This window comes from Paenibacillus sp. DS2015 (assembly GCF_050433705.1).
Classification (GTDB): domain Bacteria; phylum Bacillota; class Bacilli; order Paenibacillales; family Paenibacillaceae; genus Paenibacillus_AQ.
This window is the reverse complement of sequence record NZ_JBNPWS010000025.1, coordinates 28046-42993: the sequence shown is the minus strand read 5'-3', so window position 1 is coordinate 42993 and position 14948 is coordinate 28046. Positions and strand designations below refer to the sequence as shown.

At 41.0% G+C, this 14948-nt stretch carries 13 protein-coding genes; all 13 read right to left on the bottom strand.

Annotated features, from left to right (window positions below; all coding sequences use genetic code 11):
- Positions 1-74 precede the first annotated feature (74 nt).
- On the bottom strand, positions 75-1331 hold the full coding sequence (locus J2T13_RS19050; protein WP_429373949.1) for a stalk domain-containing protein: 1257 nt from the start codon (positions 1329-1331) through the stop codon (positions 75-77).
- 99 nt (positions 1332-1430) lie between these two features.
- A complete protein-coding gene (locus J2T13_RS19045; protein ID WP_429373948.1) occupies positions 1431-3023 on the bottom strand; it encodes a response regulator in 1593 nt (530 codons plus the stop codon).
- A gap of 23 nt (positions 3024-3046) precedes the next feature.
- Entirely contained in the window at positions 3047-4399 is a 1353-nt protein-coding gene (locus J2T13_RS19040) for an ABC transporter substrate-binding protein (RefSeq protein ID WP_429373947.1), read from the bottom strand.
- Between the two features lie 45 nt (positions 4400-4444).
- Positions 4445-6175 carry a sensor histidine kinase gene (locus J2T13_RS19035; protein WP_429373946.1) on the bottom strand — a complete coding sequence of 577 codons (1731 nt, stop codon included), beginning with the start codon at positions 6173-6175 and terminating at the stop codon, positions 4445-4447.
- 88 nt (positions 6176-6263) lie between these two features.
- A complete protein-coding gene (locus tag J2T13_RS19030; RefSeq protein WP_429373945.1) occupies positions 6264-7124 on the bottom strand; it encodes a carbohydrate ABC transporter permease in 861 nt (286 codons plus the stop codon).
- A complete protein-coding gene (locus tag J2T13_RS19025) occupies positions 7121-8071 on the bottom strand; it encodes a carbohydrate ABC transporter permease (RefSeq protein WP_429373944.1) in 951 nt (316 codons plus the stop codon). Before J2T13_RS19025 ends, J2T13_RS19030 begins: the two co-directional genes overlap by 4 nt.
- Positions 8072-8175: 104 nt before the next feature.
- Positions 8176-9522 (bottom strand): ABC transporter substrate-binding protein, encoded by a 1347-nt coding sequence (locus J2T13_RS19020; protein WP_429373943.1) that lies wholly within the window; start codon positions 9520-9522, stop codon positions 8176-8178.
- A 226-nt stretch (positions 9523-9748) separates the two neighbouring features.
- Positions 9749-10009, bottom strand: a complete 261-nt coding sequence (locus tag J2T13_RS19015; protein WP_429373942.1) for a hypothetical protein — start codon at positions 10007-10009, stop codon at positions 9749-9751.
- A gap of 35 nt (positions 10010-10044) precedes the next feature.
- Positions 10045-10914 (bottom strand): inositol monophosphatase family protein, encoded by an 870-nt coding sequence (locus J2T13_RS19010; RefSeq protein ID WP_429373974.1) that lies wholly within the window; start codon positions 10912-10914, stop codon positions 10045-10047.
- Positions 10915-11156: 242 nt separating this feature from the next.
- Positions 11157-12158, bottom strand: coding sequence for a UV DNA damage repair endonuclease UvsE (gene uvsE / locus J2T13_RS19005; RefSeq protein WP_429373941.1), 1002 nt, complete (start codon positions 12156-12158; stop codon positions 11157-11159).
- A complete protein-coding gene (locus J2T13_RS19000) occupies positions 12155-12475 on the bottom strand; it encodes a hypothetical protein (protein ID WP_429373940.1) in 321 nt (106 codons plus the stop codon). The genes uvsE and J2T13_RS19000 overlap by 4 nt, the downstream gene beginning before the upstream one ends.
- Before the next feature lie 81 nt (positions 12476-12556).
- On the bottom strand, positions 12557-13651 hold the full coding sequence (locus J2T13_RS18995) for a D-alanine--D-alanine ligase (RefSeq protein ID WP_429373939.1): 1095 nt from the start codon (positions 13649-13651) through the stop codon (positions 12557-12559).
- Positions 13652-13705: 54 nt separating this feature from the next.
- Positions 13706-14704: an amidase domain-containing protein gene (locus tag J2T13_RS18990; RefSeq protein WP_429373938.1), complete on the bottom strand. Its 999-nt coding sequence runs from the start codon at positions 14702-14704 to the stop codon at positions 13706-13708.
- Positions 14705-14948 lie beyond the last annotated feature (244 nt).

Here is a 14948-nt window from a genome sequence, read left to right as displayed (position 1 = left end):
TTTTACATCATTAATAACAAAAAACCGCCCCTTTCGGAGCGGCTATCCTAAAATAGGCTTGATGTACTATGAGGCTATGGGTTAATGAATGCTGTTCTTAAATGTGAGCTATACTGTACATCGCATCCTAAGCCGATGGCTAGAGCAGCTAAGGGTACGTAGGTTTTACTCTCTTTACCTACCTTATCTAAGAAAGCTGGTGTATCCACAGCGATCGACTGTCCATTCACCTTAATATTGGCTGAACCGATCTTGATCACAACCGTTCGCTCACCATACGTAATCGTAGCACTTGAAGTCTTATTATCCCATGTAGAAGTCGCTCCAATGGCATCCACAATATCCTTAATGGCTACGTAATTCTGATTATTTCTCAGAATAGGATGATACGGAGTGTTTAATTCCTTGCCCTTCACTACAATCGTCATGGGTGCATCTGTATTAATCGACGATGGTTTCACAAATTCACCCCAGATTGTTACGGCAAATACTTCGGCCATAGCACTGTATCCCAACTGATTGGGGTGAATATCTCTTTTTACAAGAATATGGGTCATCGTACTTTCCCCACCAACAAATTCTTTCGCCACATGTGCTACCTTAACATTCGTTCCTTGTGCTTGGTATGTAGCCGCAATCTGATCCACTACGCTCGAGAACGCTGTAGAGGCCTCTATTAGCTTAGGATAGACCACACGATCCGCAATCTCCGGTAGCGGTTGATACTGATCTGCGACAACTATAAGTGCATCTGGATTCAATACATGAAGATCGTCTAACACGGCTGTTATGTTAGAAGTGTAAGCGGCAAACAATTTTTCTATGCTCACAGCAAGCTCCGTAGTACTCATTGTACCTGCATTCTTCAGAATCTCCGACATGTCATTACCGCCTATGGTAATGGTAATCAGATCTGCCAACTCTAGATCCTTCTTGAGTTCCCCAGAAGTAGCTGCAATTTGTTCAGCTCTTGGGTCAACAAGTGCGGGTTGAATTGCTTCTGCCGTAATCGACTGGCCCGATTTCGACGCTTCAACGAAATGTTCCAAACCTGCACCTTTCAAGCCAGCAATACCGTAGTTCTTCGTAATTGTCCGACCATGGAATAATCCTTGTTCTTGAAGTCGATCTACGAAACCATATGGAGCTTTCTTTGCATCCTCCAAACCTGGTTCGAACCCAACGGTTAGAGAATCACCTAAAGCCACAATACGATAGGTTGTAGGAACCGAGACGGCTTCAGCGGAACTCCTTGGGCTCCATAACATACTAGTCAGTAGTACAACTGCTGTAGCTCCAGTAACCCATTTTTTCCAATAATGTTGTTGCATTTCAACACTCCTTCTTCTTCAGCAGTAAAATGGGTCTCTGCTAATATCCTCTCATTAGTTTAGCATCAAATGTCACACTATGGATCATTTTTCCAAATTTTATCCTGTTTCCTCACGAAATTCAGAAGGTGTTTTACCTGTCGCCTTTTTGAATACCTGAGTGAAATATTTTGGGTCCTGATATCCGACAAGAGGTGCAACTTGATATACCTTTACGCTCGTATTTTTCAGAATATATTTGGCCTTATCCATCCTGCACTGTGTTAAGTATTCTAGAAATGTATACCCTGAAACCTGCTTAAACAATGTGCAGAAATGACTCACGCTTAGATCTACCAGCTCTGATAGTTCCTCAATGCTTAAGTCTTTATGGTAGTTATTCAGAATATATTTCTGTGCCTTCCGTACTACAGTCTGAACGTCTTCCTTGGTATGACTCTTTCCCGTCTCCTTCATGCGATTCTCAAAAGTATCCTTAACCACTTGGATCATCTCATTCAATGTTGCTAAGTCATGAATTTTTTGAATTAATCCTCCTAATGACCATTCCACTAACAAATTTGAGGATTCAAACTGTCTGTATAAGACAACCGTCATTTCGACGATAAGTCTCTCGGCGGCCTCCTTCGTCAATGCACGATCTTCTATATAGGTCTTGGTCTCGTCGAATATCGAAAGCATACGATTTAAGTCCAGTGTCCGAATACATTCAATGATCGCAGTTTCAAGATGTTTCGGGTATTTAACTTCTTGTGTTACTGCTATCTGCATCGCGGGCTCCGAGTCAATAAACACATCCTCTTGCACGGAATAAAAGCGTTGATATAATGCTCTAGTCGCACTTTGATAAACTTCACTTAATTGATCTATTCCCCTCGTACAAGTACTGATCCCGACAGAGCAGGTTAGTTTAGAATATTTCTTGATTTGATAAATGATATCATGACCCAAGTCTGCTTTCCTGCCCTTCAGTGAGCTCGGGAATAATAAGATCCATTCTCCACTATGGAACGGGAATATCGTTAAGCCTTCATTATGTATAGACCACTCTTCTAGAATATTACGGATAGCGAACAACCATAATCTCTTCTCTTCCATCGTCCATCGTTCATTCAATACCAAATACTGATCTAATTGAACAACAGCCATGAAGTAATCCTGATCCAACTCACTACTCTCCATCCACTGCATATGAGGAAGCGTTCTTTGGTTACCTTCGATAAGCTCTGAGAACATGCGCTCACGCGCTAACAGAGACAGTACTTGAACAGAATGGAGCAGTTTATCATTCTCAATCTGAGTATTCAGCTTCTTCGACGCCCGAATCAACATCTCGGTCAATTCTTCATGGTCAATCGGTTTAAGTAGATAATCGAAAGCTCCCTGCCTTAACGCTTCTCTAGCATATTCAAATTCACCATATCCACTAATTACGATAAAAATGAGATTGGAGTGATCGGATAACACTTCTTTCATTAAAGATATTCCATCCATACCCGGCATCCGAATATCACTTATAATCATGTGAGGGGAGGTTTCACGAATGAGGTGAAGTGCTCCTTCACCATTTCTTGCTTCCCCTACAATTTCAAGATTGAGCTCATCCCACGGAATCGCGGCCTTTAAGCTACGTAATATTAAGGGCTCATCATCAACTAAAATCACTTTATATTTATTTACTGAACTATCCACTGGTTAACTAGACCTCCCCATAGCTATCTAACGGTGGAGCTTCGTCTCAAATCCCAATATTGAACAGAAGCAGACTGAAGTTGCTCCAATGCTTGCTTAGATGTTATTTGCTGATTCAGCATCTCCTCTATAACTTTCAAGAAGGATTTCTTGACTTCGGGTGACAGTATATTATCATACGGTACAAAGCTTTGCGTGCTTTTCTCCATTAACTCAATGATTTGTGTAAAAACAGGCCCTGTCTGTTCTGAATCAAACTGAATCAGCATCGATGGAATCCGTAGGGCTTCATATACGATCCGAGTCTGCACCTCTTTCGTATATAGAGCCTCCATTAATTCAAAAGCCGCTACTTTTTTGACATCGGATAAATCAGAGGATAACCCAATGCCGATCGTATATCCACCAGCTACAGAGGGGATCCCACCTGTAAATAACGTAGGGAACGGTGTCACCTTGACCTTGTTCTCGAAATCTACAGGAGCTTCTTCATTATGGAATAACGTAATATCCCAATTCCCATTCAAGTACATTGCAGCTTTACCATTAGTGAAGAGTCCAATAGCTTTTTCAGTAGAAAGAGCATTTGGAACAGGACCGAACGCACCTAATTTTGCCCATTTCTCAAAAATCTGAAATGCTTTCAAATAATCTTTATTCTGAAAGCTACTACCTTTTTTACCTTGTACGAGATCATTGATTAATTCAGGATCAGCATAACGATCCATAAGATAATGAGCAAAAACCCCTGCTGGCCATCGATCTTCATTCCCGAGAGCAAATGGAATATATCCATGTTGTATCAATATATCTACAGCCTCATCTAAATCAAAAATGGACTCTGGTAGCGGTATATTCAACTCATTGAAAATGCTGGTATTGATATATAGAGGTTCTGCATTCCCCTCAATAGGCAATCCATACACATGTTTATTAAATGTCCACAAATGAAGATCTCTGAACTGATCCTTTAATTGTGGACTGTTCACAAAATCGGTTAAGTCCATGAGTCGATTGGACCTAACATAAGGCTCAATCTCAGCTCCACCAAACAATACAAACATATCGGGTGGGGTACCTGTAACCATTTCATTCTTCAGCATTTGTTCTCGGTGAATGGTCTGATCCATTCCATCAAAATTAATTTTGACATTCGGATGAGATTCCTGATACGTATGAATGACATCTTCAATAATTTTAAGCATCGGTCGATCATGTTCTTTGGTCCAAAAATGACGAAATGTCAGTGTAACTTTCTCTGTCGAATCTTCTTCAATCGGATTATCAGGGTTACCCTGAGAGATGACCACGACTGTCACAATCAACAGAACAACATATATTACAATCCAGCTCCAGTTCTTAAGCCGCCGCCTCATATGATGACTCCTCCTATTTTCTCATGTCTAATCTCGTGTACAAGATTAAGGCAATATTTTGGGCAAACGTATTCGAATCGTTGACCCGAAGCCTTGAGAAGAACAGATCAGAATACCATAGTGGCTACCGAACCTGATACGCAATCGTTCATGTACATTTTTAAGACCCACACCGCTATTACGGTATTTCTTCTGACCACTTGAATCGCTACTCCATAAATTAAGAAGTGTCGCTTGATCGAATCCTAGACCATTGTCAGTCACATCAATTAAGATGTCATCTCCATCTTCCAGAGCTTGAATACTTATATATCCTTTGTCCTCCATAGGTTCTATGGCATGGTACAAAGCGTTCTCAACAATCGGCTGTACGATTAGCTTCTGAGTCATATAATATTTCAGCCTATCGGGGATATCCATATGATATTCGAATCTATCTTCAAACCTATATTTTTGTATGTTTAAGTAGTGCTTCACATGCTCAAATTCCATATTCATCGTAATCAATTCATGATTATCATTAATACTGATTCGCAACAATTTACCCAACGATATAACCATCTTACTGATATCCTTATTGCCTTGCAATACAGCCATGGAATTAATAGATTCCAGTGAATTATAGATGAAATGAGGATTAATCTGTGCCACTAATGCCTGTAGCTCCGCCTCCTTCTTACGCGCTTGTTCCGTTTCTACCTGAGCAATAAGTTCATTAATCTGCGTACTCATCCGATTGAAGCCATCAATGAGTAAATCCGTCTCATCATCTGTCTGTTTATGAGAATGAATAGGAATGAATATGCCCTGCTCAACTCGTTTCATACCATTAACCGCACTAATAATACTACGCACTAACCGACGAATAAAAAACTGATCGAACAAAAATGCCGAGAGTAATGCAAATAATCCAAGCGCAATCGCAATATTACGAATGGAAACAGATTCTGCCCTGATTAGATTAATGGGTGTAATAGCCACTAGATACCAATCTGTATTATATGAGGGTAAGAACGTGATAAGTGATTTCTCATTCTGATAGTTATCGATATAGTAATCCTTCTCTTTGGTATAACCTTTAGTTAAAAAGGGGAACTGTGCTTGTTCTCCGATATGATCACCTGACTTGTTAAATACGATATTCCCCTGCTTATTCACTAGAAGAATATCGCCACTCTTAAGTGTCGCTGCTTCCCAAAAAACCTGATCCAATACATCAGGCTTCACATAAATGACTACATAACCAATGTCTTCTAAAGAATAGTAATCCTTAATAACTCTTGCTTGAATCATCATCGGATCTCCATCATTAGATGAGCCATTCTCTCCAGGTCCAGACCACACGGGTCGCCCTTCTGCTTGAAGCATGGGCTTATACCACACTTGCTGTTGTAATTCATCAAACGATAGATCAGCATTGTAATTATGAATTAAATCGTTCTTGGAATATAGACTAAATGAAGTAATCATCGGATGATTAATGAGGATATTATTAATTTCTTGCTTCCTGTCATAGGTCATGACGGAATTCGGCTGCTTCAGTGATTGCTGAATAACCGATGTAGATGGAGTAATAGCAGAGTTCGAAAGAGAAGTAATTTCATTCAATGCGAATTTAAGTTTACGGTCGGTTTCCAACAAGGATATCCAATAGAAGTCACTAGATTTCTTCTCCATAGAGCTAGAGAAGTTAAAATACGATATGCCCCCCATAATAATCACAGGAATAAACACAAGAAGAATAATAGCTAGTAAAATTTTACGTCGGAGCTTCATGAACCCACATCCCCCAGTTGTCTCTTATCCGTCTATTATTCTTCATTGTGTTGTAAATTCCTTGCTAGACTGTAGAAAAAATTTATTATTAGCTTTTTATCGCACCAGAAGTTAGGCCTGCAATGAAATAACGGCTAAAGAATAGGAAGACAATCAGTAGCGGTAGAGTAGCCGTAAAGGTTGCTGACATGATCATTCCATAATCTAGACCATCGCGGTTCGTAAATAGCTGCTGCAATGCAATTTGAATCGTATAATGCTCTTTGTTCTTCAAGATAACCAATGGCCAGAAAAAGTCATTCCATACATTCATAAAGTTCAGAATGGCTAGTGTTGCCATTGCAGGTGTAATGACCGGTATAGCGATATTCCAGAATATCCGAAAATGCCCACCACCATCGATTCGTCCTGCTTCAATTAACTCCGTATGTACAGAAGTGGAAATGTATTGTCTCATCCAGAATATACCGAATGCATTGACCATCGACGGAATGATAAGCGCTTTGTAAGAATCGATCCAGTGTAGCTTAGCCATGATAATGTAAGTCGGTAGTACACTTAGTTGCGTAGGAACAAACAATGTCCCAATGACAAAAACAAACAGAATCTTTTTAAAAGGGAATTCGTACTTCGCAAATGCGTATCCAGCAAGTGTACAAAAGAATACCACAGAAATGGTAACCATAGATGAAACAAAAAGAGAATTCCCTAGCGCTCTAAAAAAGTCAGCCTTCTCAAGCACCCGCTGAAAGTTATTAACAAATTGATCGCCTATCGTTAGTAACGGTGGAATGTGGAATACCGCTCCTCGATCATTAGTAGCAATGACAAACATCCAATAGAATGGGAATATGGATACAAGAGCTCCGACGATGAGGAACACATAGTATAGTATTTTACTAAATATTCCTGGATTACCTAGATTGCCTTTAACATTTAATGAGCTCATGCTTCACCTCCTGTATCTCCGCCCATGCGGCTGGTTAATAGCATATTAAGTAAGGAGAATACAATCGTAATCAAGAGTAGCAAAACAGCTGTTGCCGCTGCAGTACCAAAGAAACCGTTACGGAATGCTTCACTATATAAATAGGTAACCATCGTGACACCTTCCTCACGAGTAGAGCCTGATCCTGATTGTCCAAGAAATACATACGGCTCAGTAAACAATTGAAGTGATCCAATCGTTGATAACAAGGTTACGAATACGATAAACGGTTTGAGTAGCGGCAGTGTAATATATGTCAACTGCTGTCCTCTACTCGCTCCATCGATCTTAGCAGCTTCGTATAAGTCCGTTGGAATACTATGAAGACCAGATAAGAAAATAATGGCATTATAACCCATCCAACGCCACATAACCATCGTGGAAATCGCAATTTTTACTCCCCACCATCCAGAGTTAAACGCCACGTTCTCCAAACCTAGTCCATTGAGAAGCCAATTAATCATTCCATTGTTACCGAACATGGTACTGAACACGAGGGTAACCGCAACGATCGAAGTAATATTGGGCATGAAATAAAGAATACGGAATGACTTCTTAAACTTGGTAAGCGATGAATTCAGAATGATTGCCACAAAGAGTGCAGCAATTAACTGAGGAACCGTCCCCATGACACCCATAATGAGCGTATTCGTGAAAGAGATCCAAAACGTAGGATCACTGATGATTAGATCATAGTTCTTGAATCCAACATATTTCATCGGACCCAGTGCATCCCACTTAAAGAAAGATAGATAGATCGTAAATATAATCGGATAAAGTCCAAATATTGAAAATAGGATAAAGAACGGTGATATAAACGTATAGGCCGTAATACGGCTTCTTCGTTGTTCTGTCAGAAAAGGTCTCTTGACGCTGACAGGTGGAATAACACTGACTGGCTCTGCCATGATGCACCTCCAAGGAATAATTTATAAATCCCAAATTCGCAAGAAGTGTTCTCCCTGCGAATTTGGATATTCTATAATTAGGATTAGGCTAGTTATTACTGTGTTTAGCTACGTTCTGCCAATGTTTTTGCTTTTTTAACTGCTGCATCCCACTCTTTTGCTGGGTCTGCTTTTTTCTCCAAGACATTCTTAAGAGCATCTTTGAAGAACGTATCTGTTTGGTCATGTAATGGACCATAATAAACGGGTTTAACGCGTTCTGCTGCTTTACCATATTCAACTGCTGTTGCTTGACCTCCGAAGAATTCATCTTGGAATCCTGTAAATGCTGCATCTTGATACAGTGCAGGAATCGAAGGCATCAAACCACTTGCTTTGAATGACTCAAGTTGGCTATCTTGATTATCTAACCATGCGATAAACTCGTAAGCTTCTTTCGGATGTTTACCTTCTTTAGGTAAAGTTAAGAAAGATCCGCCCCAGTTACCAGCACCCTCTGGAAGTTGAGTGATTTTCCATTTACCTGTTGAATCTGGAGCGTTACTCTTAATGTTCCCTGCCATCCAAGCAGGTCCTAATACAACGCCAAATCCTCCATCGTTCATCGCTTGACCCCATTCAGGAGACCATAGCAACGTGTTGCCAATCCATCCTTCTTGAATACCTTTTACTGTAAAATCATAAGCTTTCTTAACTTGTGGATTAGTGTCTCCGATAAAGGCACCATCATCTTTATTGAAGTAGATTTGATCTGCAGATTGGTCACGAACACCGTTATATACAAGATCCGTTAAGTCTGCAAAAGGTTTTCCAGTCTTTTCTTTAAACGCTTTAGCTACAGTAGCGAATTTGTCCCAAGTATCGATTGCTGCTCCGAACCCTTCAGGATCAACGGGTAGACCTGCTGTTTCAGCAAGATCTGTACGGTAGTAAACAACTGTAGGACCAATATCTGTAGGGAGACCAATTTGGAAACTTCCATCAACGGAAGAAGCTTGTTTCCATTTCCAGTCTAAGTAATTAGCTTGAATATCTTTAGCACCTAGTTCGTTAAGGTTATAAAATTTATCCTGAGCATTAATGAAACGCTCCATGAAACCGATTTCAAGCATGAAGATGTCAGGCGCGCCTGAATCTGCAGATAAAGATGTTGTCAAATTGTTGTGATGAGCTGTCTGATCGGACGTATTCTGGAACTTAATCGTCACGTTCGGATGCTCCTTCGTGTATTCTTTACCTAAAGCCTCGTAGTTTGTTGTTCCAAGTGACCAGAATGAAAGCTCAACCTTCTCAGCTGGTTCAGTTGTATCCGCTGGTGCTGGTTCTGTAGAATCAGTTGGTGTAGGAGCAGTAGCATTGTTCTTTGGCGTGTTGTTACCTCCACATGCAGCCAAAGAAGCGACTAACATAATAGCAAGTAATAGAACCGTCCAATGTTTGACTCTTTTCATTTTTTATACCCCTCTCGAAAATGTTTCTTATTACAATATTCACTCTACAGGATTTATCCAATATTTATGAGGAGGCAATATTGCGATTTTAGGTTGAAATTATTACGATAAACGCAAAAAAATCGCCCCTTTAGGTAAAATGGAAGTCCGAGCAACCATTTTATAAAGAGCGATTTCCCTGTATATTAGTATCTTTTATTAGAGAGGTGTATAACTTTCTTATCTGTTACTTATCATTCAACTCTCCACTAGAGGAGTTCTGCTGTGCTCTTTCCATATAGCCATCATATCGATCATCTAGTTCACATGCTATGCTGCGATATTTAAGAGTCTCCTCCACAATCGGGTCTATTGTCGTCTGAATACGAACTTCATATTTAGGTGAGTTCTGCTTACGTTCTTTCTCTTCACGCTTGAACTGCTCCTGAACTTCACCTTCGATTAGCAATTCACTAATGACTCTCTCCAATTCATCATGATCCTGCATGGACATTAACACTCCTTCATCAAAGTGTAAGTATCTTAATGTGAATCATAGCCTGTTGCATCTGCTATCTGCAATGCATTGACGAGTTGCGAATGAATGGCACCGTTAGAAGCAACGATGTGGCGAACGCTTAGCTCATACGGTCTACCTGTTGTATCGCTAACCGTCCCTCCCGATTCCGTAACAAGCAGTGCACCCGCAGCCAAATCCCAAGCATTCAGTCCAATCTCCCAGAAACCCGTCAATCTTCCAGCAGCTACATAAGCCATATGCAAGGCTGCCGATCCCCCTGACCGGATGTTGCGAACTTGTGGTGCAAGATGTTGTAATCCTGCCATATTGATTGGGAGTGCGAATGTCTGATCCGCAGGAAATCCAGTTGCAATAAGACTTGTTTCAAGTGTAACCTCCCCAGATACAACGGTTGGTTTACCATGGACGTAAGCACCTTTCCCCTTCTCAGCTACGAACAATTCGTCTCTAGATGGATCATAGATGACACCAACGATAATCTCTCCTTTGTGTGCAAGAGCAATAGAGATAGAATAGAATGGGAAGCCATGGACATAATTAGTCGTTCCATCCACAGGATCAACAATCCACACATATTCTTCTTTTAACGTTTCTTCTAACGCTTGCGCAGATGCCTTGGGTCCTGGCTCTACCCCTTCTTCGCCAAGAATAGCATGGTCCGGAAAATGAGTTAGAATGAGCTTTCGAATCATCTGCTCCGCACCTTTATCCACTTCCGTCACCAAATCCTGAGCAGAATATTTGGTGTTCAGTTCTTTTACTGTACCCAATCTACTTTTGATCCATTCTCCAGCTTTTGCTGCTGCATTAATCGCGACAGCCGTATAGCTCTTACTTGATACGACGTAAGGAACTTTATTCTTATCATCCAAAGTATTCACTCTACTTTCTATATTTAAAAATCTAGTAAAATCTTATGTTACAAGTATACGCCACAGCTATGCCAAAGTTTCGCCCGAATTGTTTCTCTAGCGGCTATTCTATCGAATCATGGTTAAATAAAAAGCTCGTCCCCCGCCGCGCCTTTGCCTCGGCTTGGATCAAGAACGAACTTATACTTCATGTTCGATAACATATTTAGCTGTCGATTTCTCTACCCTTAAGTTTACACGAGTTATGGAGAAATAGCGACACTCGCCCCATCCAGAATTCGAACCCCTTCAGCAGCATATTGCCCCATATCCTTCATGAGTTCAAACAGTGCAGAGTCTTTCCCCTTAGCTTCAATCATAACATCCACAGCTGGGGTGTAACTTGCAATTCTTCTTAAGAAATCAAGCAGAGGTCCACTCTCTACGTTCACCGCATGACTCCGCAGATCTGTCACACTCCTTGGACTAGATACATGAAGCTTAGGCACAAGAGGGTTGTCCAACTCCGTATCTGCTTGGGCTAAGTCCCCTTCCCAAGTCTTAACGATATCAGGCCAGAGTTCCCAAGGCTTCTCCCCTTCATTATTCACCCACTGATGATGAATATCCATGACCATCGGCAGCCCTACCTTACGGGCGACTTCGAGCGTCTCAGATGCATTGAAAGTCTTATCATCATTCTCTAACGTTATCCGTTTCTGTATATCAGGACTCAGTCCAAGAAAACGCTCCTCGAAACGAGCGGCAGCCGAAGGCTTGTCCCCATAGGCTCCACCAATATGAATATTGTTCTTCGCCGTAGCTTTCAATCCCATCGCTTTAAGCATCTTAACATGATGCTCAAGATCGCGAATAGAATTCACAAGTACCTCTGAACGAGGTGTACTAAGGACCGTAAAATGATCAGGATGAAAAGATACCCGCATGCCATGTCCTCTCACATATTCCCCTACTTCGGCGAACGACTCCTGCAACGCAAGAAATGGATTCCATTCGATAAGATCTCCATGAGTAGCCAATGGAATCAACTTTGATGAGAAGCGATATACTTGAATATCATGTGCCAGATTATGCTTTAGAAGCCTGAGCGTATTGTGCAAATTTTCTTGCGCAATACGTTCTAGCTTCCGAATCGCTGCCTCCCGGTCACCTAATTTATTGAAACTGGTCATCGTCATCGTACGAGAAGGTGATGCATTCTTTACCACCATAGACATAGCTACGTACCCGAACCGGACAATCATACCTGTTGTTCACCAAAAAACATTTCAAAAGCAAGCCTACTCTGAACCCGTGACTCTTCCTCGTTCAGCTTACGAACGAACTCCATCTCAACTTCAGTTACTTCCTCGCCCTGAAAGTTAATCTCAGCTATACATCCTACAATACGGACGATCGCAACCGCTACATTATCGGGTGTATAGGCAATGACCTTTTGTCCAGTAGGAAACACTCGGAATCCTTGCTTAACCATTTTACCGCGACCGTATTCGAATAGTTCATATAACTCCTGGTCATTCTTGAACTTACATACAGAGTTGAATTCTGTTTGAAATCCCATACCAGACTCCTCTTTTCTATTCAGAACAGGGCGTTCTACTTACAGTACCTGTTCAATGATGATTTTTTGAACAACAACCTTTTATAGATCATTACTATAGTTCAATGCTCGCTTGCTATCATATCGTTCCTGCCCTAACTCGATCATACGATCTAGTAGAGCCGCATAACTGAGTCCAGTTTCCCGCCACAATAGAGGATACATACTGAAAGGAGTAAATCCTGGCATCGTGTTAACCTCATTTATAAAAATAGCAAGGTCTGATTTGCGAATAAAGAAATCAATCCTACTAATTCCGTTACCCTCAATCGCCTGAAAAGCAACGATAGCGGCTTCACGAATTCGATCTGCCAATTCAGAATCTAGTGGCGCTGGAATCAACATTTGTGATTGCCCATCGGTATATTTAGCGGCATAGTCATAATACTCACTTGAGGATACAATCTCGCCAGGAATAGACGCCATAGGTTCATCATTACCTAATACGCTAACTTCTACTTCTCTAGCATCGACAAATTGTTCAATTATAACCTTAATATCATAACGGAATGCAAATTCAACGGCACGTGTTAGCTCCTCGCGGTCTCTGGCTTTGGATACCCCAACACTAGAACCTAGATTAGCTGGTTTCACGAAACACGGATATCCTAGAATATCCTCAATACTATTAATAAGATCATGACTTTCCTTCGCCCATTGCGTTCTTGTGAAGTATTGGTAACCAACCTGTGGCAAACCTGCCTCTGCAAATAGTTTCTTCATGGTCACCTTATCCATACCCGCAGCGGAAGGTAATACTCCAGCACCTATATAAGGCATATTAGCCATCTCAAACAATCCTTGAATTGTGCCATCTTCACCGAAGGTTCCATGTAACAGTGGGAACATAATATCCACCTCAATAGCACCTTCACTATGATATAAGCGACTAAACAACGAGTTCAATGCTTCCTGAGTTCCTGTCAGATGGCTAGTAAGCTTCAGTTCTTCAATTCGCGCAAATGGAGCACTTATTTTATCACCTTTTTTCCATTCTCCTTGTTTCGTTATATAGAAGGGAACAATTTCGTATTTATTGAAATCAAAGGCATTCATTACAGCAAAAGCAGTCTGAAGGGAGACCTCGTGTTCTCCTGATTTACCACCATATACAAGACCTACAGTCAATTTATTCATTACTTAACCTCTTTCCTTAATTACAGGTTCACCCTGTTCATTCCACATTTTGTTCTAGAAGACGTCAGGAATATGCAAAAGCTGATATTTTGTGCTCTTATTCCATGCATAGGAATCTTTGTAATCCCAATATCGATGCTTACTACTGACGGTATTAGCATTGACAAGTGGCATGCCCCCTGCATCAAATGCCGTAACAATCGTACTATGCTGGTAGGAACCATCTCCATCCCAATCATAAATAATAACGTCACCTAGGCTTAGTTGCTCTGGACGCTCGACCACATCCGCTCTCAATCCCCATGTATTGGAGGTTAGCAGACGTTCCAAACTGTTCGATACAGCCCAGCTATAACTCCACCACTCTTTACCGTTAACATACCCTTTATACCACCAGCCTAAAGCTCTTTTACCAGTATAGTGGATTGGAGCCCCCCCTGCAAAGAGGCATTGCGAGATATAATTCGTACAATTCACTGCAAAAGATGTGAATTCAGGATTATTAGAATCCCACCAGCGATCCGCATAGGCTACCGCTTCTTCACGATGATACTTCGTAGGACGACGTGCTGCACCTCCACCTAATACATTAGAATTTAAGAAAGGTTCTGGTTCTCCTGAATACGCTTCTCCATCCTTATGAGTTATCTTAGATAAGATAGAATGTCGTTCTGTTATTAGCTGCTCTATACTTGCAACCACCCATGCATCTCCATCACGGATCATCGTTATTCGTTGATGTTGAATAGAATTTTCCCGGTGGATAGCGCCCCCCTTGGTATACAGAAGCTGTCCATGTAACTGAACATCAGCTACCACCTCTTGCTCAGAATACTGAATCATACGCAGTATTTTGGCGCGTGTCTCACTTCGTAACGGCTTGACTCCGCGTTGTTCATATCCCTCAGTAATTCTTTTAATCATTTTCGATCTATCCATTAGATAGTTCATATCCGTTACGATCTGCTCCTCCATCTCAGAGCGATAATCGATATAACATTGATTATGCTGATTCACATACGTATAAAGGGTTTGTTTCCATTCCTTCTCCATGATTTCTTGGCTCCCCTCATCTTCATTTCATTTAACACCCATATCTACATCAATATATGAAAGCAAACCTTCCACTATCCATCATTCCTCTTAATAATTGGAACATATGAAGTTTCTTCTGGTGCGCTATAATTAGAGTACGAGTAAGGACAAAAACTTCTTTACTCCCTTCTATGTAAACGGTATACTTAAATCAAACAATGAAATTATGAAATTACGTTTCACCTAATGAAACCATGAATGA